Raw genomic sequence first — 14,811 nt, 5'->3', positions numbered from 1 at the left:
GGCTTGCGTTGCCGGGCGGCCATCGGCTACTGTTCGGCAATCATCTGGCGAGATCGCTACCGTGATTCACCGCAACAGCATCCTCATCTCCCTCCTCAAGGCATTCGCCCGCTGGCGCTGGCGCGCCTGATTCCTTCTTTCCCGGCCCTCGCGCCGGTCCCTTCCCCGCGTTCGTCCCCCCATCCGCTGGCATAATGGCCAGGTCCTGCCCAGGCCGCCCCGGGTGCGCCGGCGACGCGAACCGAAAGCAGTGCAATCATTGAGGTCCGAGCAGACATGCTGCTGATGATCGATAACTACGACTCCTTCACCTACAACCTGGTGCAGTACTTCGCCGAGTTGAAGGCCGACATCCACGTCATTCGCAACGACGAGCTGAGCGTCGACGAGATCGCCGCGCTGAACCCCGAGCGCATCGTGCTCTCCCCCGGGCCCTGCACCCCCAACGAGGCGGGTGTGTCGCTGGAGGTGATCCGGCGTTTCTCCGGCAAGCTGCCGCTGCTGGGCGTTTGCCTGGGGCACCAGTCCATCGGCCAGGCCTTCGGCGGCGACGTGGTGCGCGCGCGCCAGGTCATGCACGGCAAGACCAGCCCGGTGTTCCACACCGACCAGGGCGTGTTCGCCGGCCTGAACAACCCGTTGACGCAGACGCGCTACCACTCCCTGGTGGTCAAGCGCGAAACCCTGCCCGAGTGCCTGGAGATCACCGCCTGGACCGCCCACGACGACGGCTCCGTGGACGAGATCATGGGCCTGCGCCACAAGACGCTGAACGTCGAGGGCGTGCAGTTCCACCCCGAGTCCATACTTTCCGAGCAGGGCCACGAAATGCTGGCCAACTTCCTCAAGCAGCAGGGCGGAGTGCGCGCATGAACATCAGGGAAGCCCTCGACCGCGTGGTCAACCAGCTCGACCTTTCCACCGAGGAAATGCAGGCGGTCATGCGCGAGATCATGACCGGCCAGTGCACCGACGCGCAGATCGGCGCCTTCCTCATGGGCATGCGCATGAAGAGCGAGACCATCGACGAGATCGTCGGAGCGGTCTCGGTGATGCGTGAGCTGGCCGACGGCGTGAATCTGCAGAGCCTGGACCGCGTGGTCGACGTGGTCGGCACCGGCGGCGACGGCGCCAACATCTTCAACGTGTCCTCGGCCTCGGCCTTCGTGGTCGCCGCCGCCGGGGGCAAGGTGGCCAAGCACGGCAACCGCGCCGTGTCCGGCAAGAGCGGCAGCGCCGACCTGCTGGAAGCCGCCGGCATCTACCTGGACCTGAAGTCCGAGCAGGTGGCCCGCTGCATCGAGAGCGTCGGCGTGGGTTTCATGTTCGCCCAGGTCCACCACAAGGCCATGCGCTACGCCGCGGGCCCGCGGCGTGAGCTGGGCCTGCGCACCCTGTTCAACATGCTCGGCCCGCTGACCAACCCGGCGGGCGTGCGCCACCAGGTGGTCGGCGTGTTCAACCAGGCGCTGTGCCGGCCGCTGGCCGAGGTGCTCAAGCGCCTGGGCAGCGAGCACGTGCTGGTGGTGCATTCGCGCGATGGCCTGGACGAGTTCAGTCTGGCCGCCGCCACCCACGTCGCAGAACTCAAGGACGGCGAGGTGCGCGAGTACGAAGTGAAGCCGGAAGACTTCGGCATCCGCAGCCAGACGCTGATCGGCCTCACCGTCGACAGCCCGCAGCAGTCCCTGGAGCTGATCCGCGACGCCCTCGGCCGGCGCAGGACCGAGGCCGGGCAGAAGGCCGCCGAGCTGATCGTGCTCAACGCCGGCGCCGCGCTCTACGCCGCTGACCTCGCCAGCACGCTGCACGAGGGCATGCACCTGGCCCACGATGCCCTGCACACCGGCCTGGCCCGGGAAAAAATGGACGAATTGGCTGCCTTTACCGCCGTTTACCGAGAGGAGAATGCACAGTGACTGTGCCCACGGTTCTGCAGAAGATTCTGGCCCGCAAGGCCGAGGAAGTCGCCGAGCGCCGCGCGCACGTTTCCTTCGCCGAGTTGGAGCAGCGCGCCCGCGCCGCCGACGCCCCGCGCGGCTTCGCCGCGGCGCTGCTGGCGCAGGCCCAGCGCAAGCAGCCGGCGGTGATCGCCGAGGTGAAGAAGGCCTCGCCGAGCAAGGGCATCCTGCGCGAGAACTTCTCGCCCGCGGACATCGCCCGCAGCTACCAGGAAGGCGGGGCCACCTGCCTCTCGGTGCTGACCGACATCGACTACTTCATGGGCGCCGACGCCTACCTGCAGGAAGCCCGCGCCGCCTGCGCGCTGCCGGTGATCCGCAAGGATTTCATGATCGACCCCTACCAGGTGGTCGAGGCCCGCGCCATCGGCGCCGACTGCATCCTGCTGATCGTCTCCGCGCTGGATGACGCGCGCATGGCCGAACTGGCCGCGGTGGCCAAGGAGCAGCAGCTCGACGTACTGGTCGAGGTGCACGACGGCGACGAGCTGGAGCGTGCGCTGAAGACCCTGGACACCCCGCTGATCGGCATCAACAACCGCAACCTGCATACCTTCGAGGTGAGCCTGGATACCACCCTCGACCTGCTGCCGGAGATTCCGCGCGATCGCCTGGTGGTGACCGAGAGCGGCATCCTCAACCGTGCCGACATCGAGCTGATGGAGGTCAACGAGGTGTATGCGTTCCTGGTCGGCGAGGCGTTCATGCGTGCCGATGATCCGGGTGTCGAGCTCAAGCGGCTGTTCTTCCCCGAGCGCCGTAGTGCTGTGCTGGGCGCCGATCCGGATTGAGTTTGTAGGGAGGCGCAATCAGGAAGGCTGGCATTGTTGTAGAGGGGTCAGCAAAGGTGTTCGCCTTTGCCTCCGATCCCTCTCCATGTGCGCCCCGTCCTGACGGGAGATGGGGCGTTCCGTCCGGCGTGGCCGAGGAGTCCAATCGCGGACAAAGTCCGCTCCTACCGCATGAGCGAGCATGGCTTTTCGTAGGATGGCGTTGAGCGAAGCGATACCCATCAGCGCAACCGCATGGGTTTCGCAAGCTCAACCCATCCTACGAAAAACGCCTCGGCGCAGACAGTTGCTCCTACGCCCGAGCCTCCCTACGTTCTGCGCCCCACTCCGCAGGCGAAGCCGCGCCACGGGAATAGCTGGAAGAGCGCCGTTCCCCCATGGAGGCAAGCGGCGCTCTTGCTGCCGAAGTTCAGCGGGTGCCGAACACCACCATGGTCTTGCCCTTCACATGCACCAGACCCTGCTCCTCCAGGCTCTTCAGCACGCGGCCGACCATTTCCCGGGAGCAGCCAACGATACGGCCGATCTCCTGGCGGGTGATCTTGATCTGCATGCCGTCGGGGTGGGTCATGGCGTCCGGCTGCTGGCACAGGTCCAGCAGGGTGCGGGCGACGCGTCCGGTGACGTCAAGGAAGGCCAGGTCGCCGACCTTGCGCGTGGTCTTGCGCAGGCGCTCGGCCATCTGGCTGCCGAGGGTGATGAGGATCTCCGGGTCCTGCAGGCAGAGTTCGCGGAACTTGGTGTAGCTGATCTCGGCGACCTCGCATTCACCCTTGGCGCGAACCCAGGCGCTGCGTTCTTGGGCGGCGCTGCCGTCCTTATCGAACAGCCCCATCTCGCCGAAGAAATCACCGCTGTTGAGGTAGCCGATGATCATTTCCCGGCCATCGTCGTCCTCGATCAGGACGGTGACCGAGCCCTTGATGATGAAGAACAGGCTTTCGCAACGATCCCCGGCGTAGATGATGGTGCTCTTTGGGGTGTAGCGGCGGCGGTGACAGTGTGCGAGCAACTTGTCGAGGTTTTTGTGTTTGGGTGTAAGGGTAATAGCTACCATGCCCGAGTCCCGAAATTATAAGAATGGCCCTGTGCACGACAGGCGCTTTTGTCGAGTTGTTATGTGTCGTCCCTGGCTGGCTTACCGTGACGTTACGACGCTCTCCCCCGAGCATCGGTGCCGCAGCTCGATGGCTGGCGGTCTTTTTTGATGGCAAGAGCTTAAACAGACGTTCTGGCGCCGACAATCAAAAGCTGGTCGGGCTGTCAATTTAACCTCGTGAGTGTGCCAGTAAAATGACGCCAGCATAATAGAACGTTAAGGTGTCAGGGCTCGAATTGAGACCTGGTCAACATCGCCGGGCATTCCAGGCCTTGTGATAAGCTGTCGCCCCCTTTTTTCCGGCGGAAGCCTTTGCATGAAAGCGAGAATCCAGTGGGCCGGCGAGGCCATGTTCCTCGGTGAATCCGGCAGCGGTCATGTGGTGGTGATGGACGGTCCGCCCGATGCCGGTGGCCGCAACCTGGGCGTGCGCCCGATGGAGATGCTGCTGCTCGGCCTGGGCGGCTGCACCAACTTCGACGTGGTCAGCATCCTCAAGAAGGGCCGCCAGCCGGTGGAGAGCTGCGAGGCCTTCCTCGAGGCCGATCGCGCCGGCGAGGACCCGAAGGTGTTCACCAGGATCCACGTGCACTTCGTGGTCAAGGGCCGCGGCCTGAAGGAAGCCCAGGTCAAGCGCGCCGTCGAGCTGTCGGCGGAGAAGTACTGCTCGGCCTCGATCATGCTCGGCCGCGCGGGCGTGGAGATCACCCACGACTACGAGATCGTCGAGCTCGGCTGACATCCTCTCGTCACGGGATCGTCATGGCGGTGGCGTAAAGGCTGGCAGAGGTCGCCCGACCTCTGCATAATGCGCCACCTTTTTTCGGGGCCAGGCCCCAAACCAAGCAACCACAATCGCCAACGCGAAGAGGTGTAAACCGTCCTACGCAGGTGCGCCGTAAGCATCTGACGGGCATGCTCAACCACGCGGCAGAGCCGCATTGAAGAGAGTTCCCCCACGGTGAAAAGCAAACTCAAGCTCCACGGGTTCAACAACCTGACGAAGACCTTGAGCTTCAACATCTATGACATCTGCTACGCCGAGACGCCGGAAGACCAGCAGGCGTACGTGCAGTACATCGACGAAGAGTACGATGCCGAGCGCCTGACGCAGATCCTCACCGATGTTGTCGACATCATCGGCGCCAATATCCTGAACATCGCCCGTCAGGACTACGACCCCCAAGGCGCCAGCGTTACCATCCTGATCTCCGAGCAGCCGGTCACCCCGACCGACAGCCAGATCGAGGAATCCCCCGGGCCGCTACCGGAAACCATCCTGGCGCACCTGGACAAGAGCCATATCACCGTGCACACCTACCCGGAGATCCATCCGGTGGAAGGCATCGCGACCTTCCGGGTGGACATCGACGTTTCCACCTGCGGGGTGATCTCGCCGCTGAAGGCGCTCAACTACCTGATCCACCAGTTCGACTCGGACATCGTCACCGTGGACTACCGCGTGCGCGGCTTCACCCGCGACGTGGAGGGCAAGAAGCACTTCATCGACCACGAGATCAACTCGATCCAGAACTACCTCTCCGACGACACGTACGAGGCCTACCAGATGACCGACGTGAACGTGTACCAGGAGAACCTGTTCCACACCAAGATGCTGCTCAAGCAGTTCGACCTGGACAACTACCTGTTCGGCGACGCCACGAGCAACCTCTCGCCGGAGCAGCGCAAGCAGGTGGAAGAACGCGTCCGCCACGAGATGCTGGAGATCTTCTACGGTCGCAACATGCCGCACTGAGATGGCTGCAGGTTTTAGGCGGTAGGCTGTAGGCAAGAGCGAAGAGCGCGTCATGCTGTTCGCCTGAAGCCTGAAGCCTGAAGCCTGAAGCCTGAAGCCTGAAGCCTGAAGCCTGAAGCCTGAAGCCTGAAGCCTGAAGCCTGAAGCCTGAAGCCTGAAGCCTGAAGCCTGAAGCCTGAAGCCTGAAGCCTAGATACGGTAGGTGGTCTTGGTCATCACCTTGGACAGCAGCGTCATGCCGAACTTGACCGGCGCCGGGAAGCGCAGGCCGCCAGCCTCGATGGCGTTGCTGGCGTGCTGCTCCTCGTCGATGCGCATCTGTTCGAGGATGGCGCGGCTCTTCTGGTCTTCGGCCGGCAGTTGTTCCAGGTGTTCGTCGAGGTGCTTGCACACCTGGTCCTCGGTGGCCGCGACGAAGCCCAGGCTCATGCGGTCGCTGATCAGCCCCGCCGCCGCGCCGACGCCGAAGGACAGGCCATAGAACAGCGGGTTGAGCAGGCTCGGGCGGCTGCCCAGTTCGCGGATGCGCTGTTCGCACCAGGCCAGGTGGTCGACCTCCTCGTCGGCGGCTTCTTCCATTGCCTTTCGCACCTGCGGCAGCTTGGCCGTCAGCGCCTGGCCCTGGTACAGCGCCTGGGCGCAGACCTCGCCGGTGTGGTTGATGCGCATCAGCCCGGCGATGTGGCGGCTGTCGGCCTCGTCGAGCTCGGCGTCGGGCTGCACGATGGCCGGCGACGGACGTGCCGGGTGACCGCTGAAGGGCAGCAGGGTGCGCAGCGCGGCATCGGCCTGCAGCAGGAAACGGTCGGCGGGGGAATAGTGACGGTCGGCGGACATGGCGCACCTCCGAAAGGGAAAACAGCGGCCAGTTTAACGGATTGCCGATGACAGGTCTTGCGGCGGGGCGGCTGCGTGGCCGCCCTGCGCCTGGCGGCTCAGCCCGGCGGCCAGTGCATCTGGCGCTGGCCGAGGACGTGCATGTGGATGTGGTGCACGGTCTGGCCGCCCAGGTCGTTGCAGTTCATCACCACCCGGAAGCCTTCCGCGCAGCCCTGCTCGGCGGCCAGGCGCTGGGCGGTGAGGAGGATGTGCCCGGCCAGCGGCTTGTCGGCCTCCTCCAGGTCGTTGAGGGTGGCGATGTGCCGTTTCGGCACCACCAGGAAATGCACCGGCGCCTGCGGGCCGATATCGTGGAAGGCGATGACCTGGTCGTCTTCGTAGAGCTTGCGCGCCGGGATTTCCCCCGCGGCGATCTTGCAGAACAGGCAGTCCATGGGATGTCCTCCGGTAGGGGGCGATGGACCGCAGTTTAGCCGGCCGCGGCCGGGGAACACAGCCTGGCGCGCCGAGGCTATGGGTTGGGCAGCACCGAGCGGTTGGCCCGCCCGGCGATCCAGCGCACCAGCCAGCGCGGCGCCAGGCGCGGGCTCCAGGCCATCAGGCGGTTGCGCCAGCCGGGGATGATGATGGCCTTGTTGCGCCGCAGGGCCTTCACCGTGATCAGCGCCACTTCCTCGGGGCTCATCATCAGCTTGCTGCCGTCCAGGCGGGCGGCCTCCACGCTGGCATTGCGGAAAAAGGCCGTGCGCGTCGGCCCCGGGCACAGCACCGAGACCTTGACGCCATGGCGCTTGAGTTCGCTGCGCAGGGCCTCGGACAGGTGCAGGACGTAGGCCTTGCTGGCGTAGTAGTTGCTCATCCAGGGGCCGGGCATGAAGCCGACCACCGACGCCACGTTGAGGATCTGCCCGCCGCCGCTGCGCGCCATCTGCCCGCCGATGGCGTGGCACAGGCGCGCCAGGGCGAGGACGTTGAGCTCGATCATCTCCTGCTCGCGGGACCAGTCCTGCTCGACGAAGGCGCCGCCGCTGCCGAAACCGGCGTTGTTCACCAGCAGCTCGATCTGCCGGCCGGACTGCTCCAGCTCATGCAGTAGTCCGGAGAGCTGCAGCGGCTCGGACAGGTCGCAGATACGGAACAGCACATCCACGCCGAAACGCTGGGCTAGCTCATAAGCGATGCTTTCCAGGGCATCGCGCTGGCGCGCCACCAGGATCAGGGCCTGGCCGCGGCGCGCCAGGGCCTCGGCCAGGGCGAGGCCGATACCGCTGGAGGCGCCGGTGATCAGGGCATAGCGAGGCATCGATGGGTCTCCGGAATGGGGCGCGGATTCTAGCGCGCCCCATTGCCGTGGGCTATTGCTCCGAGGGCTCGTCGGTTTCGACGGCGGCCGCGTCCTCGTCGTCGTAGGTCTGGGGCTCGGCGGTCGCGGCCGGGTCGTAGCTCTGGTCCTGGCTGTAGGCCGCCTCCTGGGCGCGGGTGAGGTAACCCTGGTAGGCCGGGATGGCGATCGCGGCGAGGATGCCGACGACGGGCACCAGGATCGACGCCCAGGCCAGGCCTGTCACGCCGCGGCTGTTCGGCGGCGGCGGCGGGCCGTAGCGGTTGGCGCCGACGCTGCCCGGCACTAGCAGCATCAGCAGGGCCATGACGCTGCCCACCACGGGCACGAAGTTGAGCAGCCACAGCCAGCCGGACCAGCCGATGTCGTGCAGGCGCTGGACGCCGAAGAAGATGCTGACCACGACCATGCCGACGCAGGCGGCGATCAGCACCAAGGCGCCCAGCGTCTGGGAGGCCGCAGTGAGGGCGGCGAAGAGGATGAACAGCGGGATCATGGCGAGGATCATGCCCATGCTCCAGCCCAGGTAGCGGACGCGGCCGATGCGCCCCTGGACTGTGAAGTACTGCAGCTCGCCGTATTCCGGCAGCGCCTCGCCGACCGGTGCCTGCGGGGTGGCGTAGGGCGATTGGGCAGCGTTGCCGGAACTGGAACCGGCAGTGGTGGCCGGCGCCGCGGCGATGGGCTGGCTCGCGGACAGCTCGGCCTGGCGCGCCAGGTACTTGTCGATGATGATGCCGCAGGCGCTGCACTCGCTGGCCTTGGCCTGCTCGTGCCCGCACTTCGGGCAGGTCATCCGCTCGGCGCTGGCCGCCTGTTCCGCGGCTTGGGTCTGGGCGCCGGGGTGATCCTCGGTCTCCACCAGCGACAGGCTGGATACCAGGTCGGATTCCTTGCGCGCCTGGGCGCCGGCGTTGTGCAGGGCCTGCAGGTACTTGTCGGCCTCGCCCTCGGAAAGGTCGCGCTTGAGCACGACCAGTTGCCCGCTGAACAGTGCCTCGATGCGCGCCAGGTCGCTCTTGAACAGGCGGGCGAGGTTCTCCTTGGCGGTTTCCTGCGGCGTCTGCGGCATCAGCGTGCCGTCGAACACGATCTTGTAGCGTGGTTCATCCATCGAGGGGCATCCTTGTCGGTTGATTGGGCTGTAGCTTCTGGCTACAGCCTAATCGCAGGCCCAGAGGGCAACAAGCCAGCATGCGCGGATTTGCGAGCCCCGTTCAGGGACGCAGCAGGCCGGGCAGGGCGCCGCCGCGCTGGAGGGCATCGCGGTACTCCCGGTCCAGGCGCGCCACCAACTCGTCCACCGACGGCAGGTCGCTGATGTTGCCCACGCCCTGGCCTGCGGACCAGACGGTCTTCCAGGCCTTGGCCTCGTCGTTGACTGGCTTGAGTTTCTCGCCGTAGTTCAGCTCGCCCTTCTCGTTCAGGCGCGCCATGTCGAAGCCGGCGGCCTCCAGGCTCTGGCGCATGAAGCTGGCCGGCACGCCGGAGACCGCGGGGGTGTGGATGATGTCGGCGGCGCGGGCTTCCAGCAGCATCTTCTTGTAGGCGGTGGAGGCGTTGCTCTCGCGGGTGGCGATGAAGCGCGTGCCGAGGTAGGCGAGGTCGGCGCCGAGGATCTGCGCCGCCAGGATTTCGTGCCCGCGGTTGATGCAGCCCGCCAGCAGCAGCGTCTTGTCGAAGAACTGGCGGATCTCCGCGACCAGCGCGAAGGGGCTCCAGGTGCCGGCATGGCCGCCGGCGCCTGCGGCCACCGCGATGAGCCCGTCGACCCCGGCTTCGGCGGCCTTCTCCGCATGGCGGCGGGTGGTCACATCGTGGAACACCAGGCCGCCATAGCTGTGCACCGCATCGACCACTTCGCGCACCGCCCCCAGGCTGGTGATGACGATGGGCACGCGGTGCTCCACGCACAGCGCAAGGTCCGCCTGCAGGCGCGGGTTGCTGTGGTGGACGATGAGGTTCACCGCATAGGGCGCTGCTTGCGGGGCGTTGGCCAGGCCGGCCTCGATCTCTTCCAGCCAGGCCTTGAAGCCGCTGCTCTCGCGCTGGTTCAGCGCCGGGAAGCTGCCGACGATGCCGCTGTGGCAGCAGGCCAGCACCAGTTGCGGGTTGGACACCAGGAACATGGGCGCCGCCACCAGGGGCAGGCGCAGACGGCGGTCGAGCAGGGCGGGCAGGGACATGGGAGGCTCCGGGCAGGATTCAGAAAGGTTTGACCACGACCAGAATGACGATGGCCAGCAGGAAAAGCACAGGGACTTCGTTGAACCAGCGGAAGAACACGTGGCTGCGGCGGTTCTCGCCACGGGCGAAGCGCTTGAGCATGGCGCCGCAGGCGTGGTGGTAGCCGATCAGCAGGACCACCAGGGTCAGCTTGGCGTGCAGCCAGCCCTGGCTCAGCCAGCCCGGGGTCAGGTAGAGCATCCAGGCGCCGAGCAGGATGGTGAGGATCATCGACGGGCCCATGATGCCGCGGTAGAGCTTGCGCTCCATCACCTGGAAGCGCTCGCGGCTGGCGGCGTCCTCGCTCATGGCGTGGTAGACGAACAGGCGCGGCAGGTAGAACAGGCCGGCGAACCAGCAGACCACTGCGACTATGTGCAGGGCCTTTATCCACAGATACAGCATCGATAGCTCCTCGGGTCACGGTTGCGCTGATAGTAGTGGCAGCCCCGTGCCAGCGTCATCCCCGCGAAGCCGCACGCCCCTGCCGGCGACTCGTCGCCCGCGGCGCTTCGGCCTGTTCATGCGGGGCCCGCGCTCTTATCATTGGCGGTTCTGAGTGAGCCCCTTATTGGCGGAGTGACGGACAGATGATCAAGGTCGGTATCGTAGGTGGTACGGGTTACACGGGTGTGGAGCTGCTGCGCCTGCTGGCCCAGCATCCGGAGGCGCGCGTCGAGGTGATCACCTCGCGCTCCGAGGAGGGCGTGAAGGTCGCCGACATGTACCCGAACCTGCGAGGCCACTACGACTACCTGTCCTTCAGCGTGCCGGACGTGCAGCGCCTGGGTGCCTGCGACGTGGTGTTCTTCGCCACCCCGCACGGCGTGGCCCATGCCCTGGCCGGCGAACTGCTGGCCACCGGCACCCGCGTCATCGATCTGTCCGCCGACTTCCGCCTGCAGGATGCCGATGAGTGGGCCAAGTGGTACGGCCAGCCCCACGGCGCGCCGCAGCTGCTGCCTGAGGCCGTCTACGGCCTGCCGGAAGTGAACCGTGAGGCGATCAAGTCGGCACGCCTGATCGCCGTGCCCGGCTGCTACCCGACCGCCACCCAACTGGGCTTCATCCCGCTGCTGGAAGCCGGCCTGGCCGACACCTCGCGGCTGATCGCCGACTGCAAATCCGGCGTCAGCGGCGCCGGTCGCGGCGCCAAGGTCGGTTCGCTGTTCTGCGAGGCCGGCGAGAGCATGATGGCCTACTCGGTCAAGGGCCACCGCCACCTGCCGGAAATCAGCCAGGGCCTGCGCCGCGCCGCCAAGGGCGATGTCGGCCTGACCTTCGTCCCGCACCTGACGCCGATGATCCGCGGCATCCACGCCACCCTCTACGCCCAGGTGGCCGATCGCGGCGTGGACCTGCAGAAGCTGTTCGAGGAGCGCTACGCCAATGAACCCTTCGTCGACGTGATGCCCGCCGGCAGCCACCCGGAGACCCGCAGCGTGCGCGGCGCCAACGTCTGCCGCATTGCCGTGCACCGTCCGCAGGGCGGCGACCTGGTGGTGGTGCTGTCGGTGATCGACAACCTGGTCAAGGGCGCTTCCGGCCAGGCGATCCAGAACATGAACATCCTCTTCGGCCTGGACGAGCGCCTCGGCCTGTCCAACGTGGCCCTGCTGCCCTGAGGCGGGCCCCGGGCTCCCACTGCGGGAGCCCGTCCCGAAGGATGTTCGACGAAGGATTGACCTGGCTTAGTTGACCATTTTTCTCGGGTAAGCGGATAATAGCCCGCAATGTTGTAACGTACGGCTTCGGCCGGGAGACATCTGACATGACCATCGAGACCTTCACCCCCACCCCGCTGATCTTCTCCAACGGGGCCGCGCACAAGGTGAAGACGCTGATCGACGAAGAAGGCAATCCGCGTCTGAAACTGCGCGTCTTCGTCACCGGCGGCGGCTGCTCGGGCTTCCAGTACGGCTTCACCTTCGACGAGGACACCGCGGACGACGACACCGTGGTGGAACGCGATGGCGTCAGCCTGGTGGTCGACCCGATGAGCTTCCAGTACCTCGCCGGCGCCGAGGTGGACTACCAGGAAGGCCTGGAAGGTTCGCGCTTCGTGATCAAGAACCCGAATGCCGCCACCACCTGCGGGTGCGGACAGTCGTTCTCGATCTGAGTCGGCCGTAATGACGAAACGCCGCGCATCTGCGCGGCGTTTTCGTTTGTATCAGGCGGGGTAGAGGGCGCCGAGTATCCGCGGCCCGGCCGCGCCTGTGACTTCCGGGCGGTTGCCGGGCAGGCGCTGGAGGAAGCGGTGCGCCAGCCAGGCGAAGGCCATGGCCTCCATCCATTCCGGCGCCACGCCGTATTCCGCGGTACTGGCCACCTTTGCCCTGGGCAGGTGCGCCGCCAGGCGCGCCATGAATGCGCCGTTGAAGGCGCCGCCGCCACATACCAGCACCTCTTCGCAACCCGGCTGCGCATGCAGCAGGGATTCGGCGATGCTGCGGGCGCTGAGCTCCAGCAGGGTGGCCTGCACATCCTCGGCGGGCAGGGCGGGGCCTTCGGCCAGCTGCGCCTTCAGCCAGGGCAGGTTGAAACGCTCGCGCCCGGTGCTCTTCGGCCCACGGGTGGCGAAGAAGTCATCGGCGAGGAAGCGCTGCAGCAGTGCGTCGTTCACCTGGCCGCTGGCCGCCCAGGCGCCGTCGCGGTCATAGGATTCGCCGCGCTGGTCGTGGATCCAGCTGTCCAGCAGCACGTTGCCCGGGCCACAGTCGAAGCCGCGTACCGGCTCTCCAGGCGCGAGCAGCGAGACGTTGCTGAAGCCGCCGACGTTGAGGACGGCCCGCTGCTTCTCGTTGCCGAACAGCGCCTGGTGGAAGGCCGGGACCAGCGGCGCGCCCTGGCCGCCGGCAGCCAGGTCGCGGCGGCGGAAGTCGGCCACCACGTCGATGCCGGTCAGCTCGGCGAGCAGGGCGGGATTGTCGATCTGCACGGTGAAGCCGCGCTGCGGCTCGTGGCGCACGGTCTGGCCGTGGCTGCCGATGGCACGTATGGCTTGCGGCGGCAGTTGCTGGCGCTGCAGCAGTTCCAGGATGCCCTGGGCGGCGAGCCGCACCCAGGCATTCTCGGCGCAGGCGCCGCGGGCGATCTCGTCGGGGCCGCTGGCGCACAGGGCCAGGAGTTCGGCGCGCAGGTCCGCGGGCATGGGCAGGTAGTGGGAGGCGAGCAGGGTGGTGGAGTCTTCACCCTGCTCGACCAGGGCGATGTCCAGGCCATCGAGGCTGGTGCCGGACATCACCCCCAGGTAGAGCGCCATGGTTCAGCGCTGCTGCTCTTGCTGCTTGTTCATGGCCAGGGAGGTGGGCTTCTCCTGGTCCATGCGCGCCATCAGCGGCTGGGTCTGGGCCAGGAAGCGCTTGCGGTCCGGGCCGGCCAGCGGGTCGGCCATCGGCAGCTTGGCGCTCAGCGGGTCGACGTACTTGCCGTTGATATGGAACTCGTAGTGCAGGTGCGGGCCGGTGGCCAGGCCGGTCATGCCGACGTAGCCGATGATCTGCCCCTGCTTGACCGCGACGCCGCTGCGGATGCCCTTGGCGAAGCGGCTCATGTGGCCGTAGACGGTCTGGTAGGTCGAGCCGTGCTGGATGACCACCGCGTTGCCGTAGCCGCCCTTGCGCCCGGCCTCGATCACCTTGCCGTCGCCGGTGGCCTTGATCGGCGTGCCGATGGGCGCGGCGTAGTCGACGCCCTTGTGCGCGCGGATCTTGTTCAGGATCGGGTGCAGGCGGCCCATGGAGAAGCGCGAGCTGATGCGGGCGAAGTCCACCGGGGTGCGGATGAACGCCTTGCGCATGCTGGTGCCGTCGGCGCGGTAGTAGCTGGTGTTGCCGGCCTTGTTGGTGAAGCGCACCGCGGTGTATTCCTTGCCGCGGTTGATGAAGCGGGCGGCGAGGATGTTGCCGGTGTCCACCTGGCGGCCGTTGACCACCTTCTTCTCGTAGATCACGTCGAACTGGTCGCCTTCGCGCAGGTCGAGGGCGAAGTCGATGTCGTAGCCGAAGATGTTCGCCAGGGCCATGATCAGGTCATGGGACAGGCCGGCTTCCTTGCCCGCGGTGAACAGCGAGCTGTCGATGCGGCCATGGGCGTAGGCGGTGTGCACGTCCGGCTTGACCAGGTCGCGCTTGAACGCATAGCCCTTGGCGGACTTGTTCAGGCTGATGGTCTCCAGGTCGCTCTGCTTGATGCGCAGGCTCTGCAGCTCGCCTTGCGGGCTGATCAGGAACTCGACTTCGTGGCCGACGTCCAGGCGGGTGAACTGCTTGGCGTCCTTGCTGCTGGCCAGCACGTCGTGCACCAGGCCGGCCGGCAGGCCAGCCTTGGCGAAGACGGTGGAAAGGGTGTCGCCCTTGCCCACGGTCACGCGCTTCCAGGCCGGTTCGGCGGGCGTGGCGGGCTGGGTATCGTTGGAGGCCTTGAGTGCTTTCTTTTCTTCTTCCGCGTCTTTTCCGGCGCGGTTGTCGTCGTTCTGCCCTTCGATCCGTGCGAAGGGAGAATCGCTGTTCTCGGTGACCTGCGGGCTTCGCAGGTCGTCCTTTTCCTGAATGATGCGGTCGGAACCGCCGTCCAGCTCCAGATTGAGCGTGGTCTTCTTCGCCTCGACTTCACTCGAGGGGAACACCAGCAGAGCCAGGCTGAGGAGCGCTGCTACACCGCTTGCGGCCAGCAGATGGCTCTTCGGATAGTAGGGCGCTTTCTGATTCGATTGCGTCATGGCATGAGTGGTGTTTTTGGAATGTGAAATAACTGCCTAAAATATAACCAAATTCCCCTCGAAGCAAGTCTAT

General features: G+C 66.2%; 16 protein-coding genes. 7 read left to right on the top strand and 9 right to left on the bottom strand.

What is annotated here, in order from left to right; genetic code table 11:
- The first annotated feature begins 276 nt into the window (after positions 1-276).
- From PM1_RS27170 to trpC, 3 genes are read left to right on the top strand one after another with little or no spacing between them, the layout of a single operon-like run.
- Positions 277-873: an aminodeoxychorismate/anthranilate synthase component II gene (locus PM1_RS27170; protein WP_009615655.1), complete on the top strand. Its 597-nt coding sequence runs from the start codon at positions 277-279 to the stop codon at positions 871-873.
- Positions 870-1,919 (top strand): anthranilate phosphoribosyltransferase, encoded by a 1,050-nt coding sequence (gene trpD / locus PM1_RS27165; RefSeq protein ID WP_009615656.1) that lies wholly within the window; start codon positions 870-872, stop codon positions 1,917-1,919. Before PM1_RS27170 ends, trpD begins: the two co-directional genes overlap by 4 nt.
- The gene (gene trpC, locus PM1_RS27160) at positions 1,916-2,752 is read left to right on the top strand and encodes an indole-3-glycerol phosphate synthase TrpC (RefSeq protein WP_009615658.1); all 837 of its coding nucleotides are present in this window, start codon (positions 1,916-1,918) and stop codon (positions 2,750-2,752) included. Before trpD ends, trpC begins: the two co-directional genes overlap by 4 nt.
- A gap of 409 nt (positions 2,753-3,161) precedes the next feature.
- Here trpC and crp read toward each other — a convergent pair whose 3' ends face one another.
- Positions 3,162-3,809, bottom strand: a complete 648-nt coding sequence (gene crp / locus PM1_RS27155) for a cAMP-activated global transcriptional regulator CRP (RefSeq protein ID WP_009615660.1) — start codon at positions 3,807-3,809, stop codon at positions 3,162-3,164.
- 358 nt (positions 3,810-4,167) lie between these two features.
- Here crp and PM1_RS27150 point away from each other — a divergent pair, with 358 nt between their 5' ends.
- Both PM1_RS27150 and speD read left to right on the top strand, forming a co-directional pair.
- Positions 4,168-4,590, top strand: coding sequence for an OsmC family protein (locus PM1_RS27150; RefSeq protein WP_009615662.1), 423 nt, complete (start codon positions 4,168-4,170; stop codon positions 4,588-4,590).
- Between the two features lie 222 nt (positions 4,591-4,812).
- Complete coding sequence (speD, locus tag PM1_RS27145; RefSeq protein WP_009615665.1) at positions 4,813-5,607, top strand: adenosylmethionine decarboxylase; 795 nt, start codon at positions 4,813-4,815, stop codon at positions 5,605-5,607.
- 189 nt (positions 5,608-5,796) lie between these two features.
- Here the strand turns inward: speD and coq7 are convergent, their stop codons facing one another.
- The 6 genes from coq7 to hemJ all read right to left on the bottom strand — a co-directional run bounded on the left by coq7 (position 5,797) and on the right by hemJ (position 10,417).
- Positions 5,797-6,444 carry a 2-polyprenyl-3-methyl-6-methoxy-1,4-benzoquinone monooxygenase gene (gene coq7, locus PM1_RS27140; protein WP_009615666.1) on the bottom strand — a complete coding sequence of 216 codons (648 nt, stop codon included), beginning with the start codon at positions 6,442-6,444 and terminating at the stop codon, positions 5,797-5,799.
- A gap of 98 nt (positions 6,445-6,542) precedes the next feature.
- Complete coding sequence (locus tag PM1_RS27135) at positions 6,543-6,881, bottom strand: histidine triad nucleotide-binding protein (protein ID WP_009615667.1); 339 nt, start codon at positions 6,879-6,881, stop codon at positions 6,543-6,545.
- Between the two features lie 77 nt (positions 6,882-6,958).
- Positions 6,959-7,750: an SDR family NAD(P)-dependent oxidoreductase gene (locus PM1_RS27130; protein WP_009615668.1), complete on the bottom strand. Its 792-nt coding sequence runs from the start codon at positions 7,748-7,750 to the stop codon at positions 6,959-6,961.
- 52 nt (positions 7,751-7,802) lie between these two features.
- Positions 7,803-8,903, bottom strand: a complete 1,101-nt coding sequence (locus PM1_RS27125) for a DUF805 domain-containing protein (RefSeq protein WP_009615669.1) — start codon at positions 8,901-8,903, stop codon at positions 7,803-7,805.
- A gap of 103 nt (positions 8,904-9,006) precedes the next feature.
- Complete coding sequence (locus tag PM1_RS27120) at positions 9,007-9,975, bottom strand: NAD(P)H-dependent flavin oxidoreductase (protein ID WP_009615670.1); 969 nt, start codon at positions 9,973-9,975, stop codon at positions 9,007-9,009.
- Between the two features lie 19 nt (positions 9,976-9,994).
- Complete coding sequence (hemJ, locus tag PM1_RS27115; RefSeq protein ID WP_173427880.1) at positions 9,995-10,417, bottom strand: protoporphyrinogen oxidase HemJ; 423 nt, start codon at positions 10,415-10,417, stop codon at positions 9,995-9,997.
- Between the two features lie 188 nt (positions 10,418-10,605).
- Here hemJ and argC point away from each other — a divergent pair, with 188 nt between their 5' ends.
- The gene (gene argC / locus PM1_RS27110) at positions 10,606-11,640 is read left to right on the top strand and encodes an N-acetyl-gamma-glutamyl-phosphate reductase (protein ID WP_009615672.1); all 1,035 of its coding nucleotides are present in this window, start codon (positions 10,606-10,608) and stop codon (positions 11,638-11,640) included.
- Positions 11,641-11,786: 146 nt separating this feature from the next.
- Positions 11,787-12,137, top strand: a complete 351-nt coding sequence (gene erpA / locus PM1_RS27105; protein ID WP_009615673.1) for an iron-sulfur cluster insertion protein ErpA — start codon at positions 11,787-11,789, stop codon at positions 12,135-12,137.
- A gap of 51 nt (positions 12,138-12,188) precedes the next feature.
- Here erpA and PM1_RS27100 read toward each other — a convergent pair whose 3' ends face one another.
- The gene (locus PM1_RS27100; protein WP_009615674.1) at positions 12,189-13,280 is read right to left on the bottom strand and encodes an anhydro-N-acetylmuramic acid kinase; all 1,092 of its coding nucleotides are present in this window, start codon (positions 13,278-13,280) and stop codon (positions 12,189-12,191) included.
- 3 nt (positions 13,281-13,283) lie between these two features.
- Complete coding sequence (locus PM1_RS27095; protein ID WP_009615675.1) at positions 13,284-14,738, bottom strand: peptidoglycan DD-metalloendopeptidase family protein; 1,455 nt, start codon at positions 14,736-14,738, stop codon at positions 13,284-13,286.
- Between the last annotated feature and the right edge of the window lie 73 nt (positions 14,739-14,811).

Origin of the sequence: Pseudomonas sp. M1 (assembly GCF_022760135.1) — a bacterium.
GTDB lineage: Bacteria > Pseudomonadota > Gammaproteobacteria > Pseudomonadales > Pseudomonadaceae > Pseudomonas > Pseudomonas citronellolis.
The sequence above is the reverse complement of the archived record's forward strand: the minus strand, read 5'-3'. Positions and strand labels throughout refer to the sequence as shown.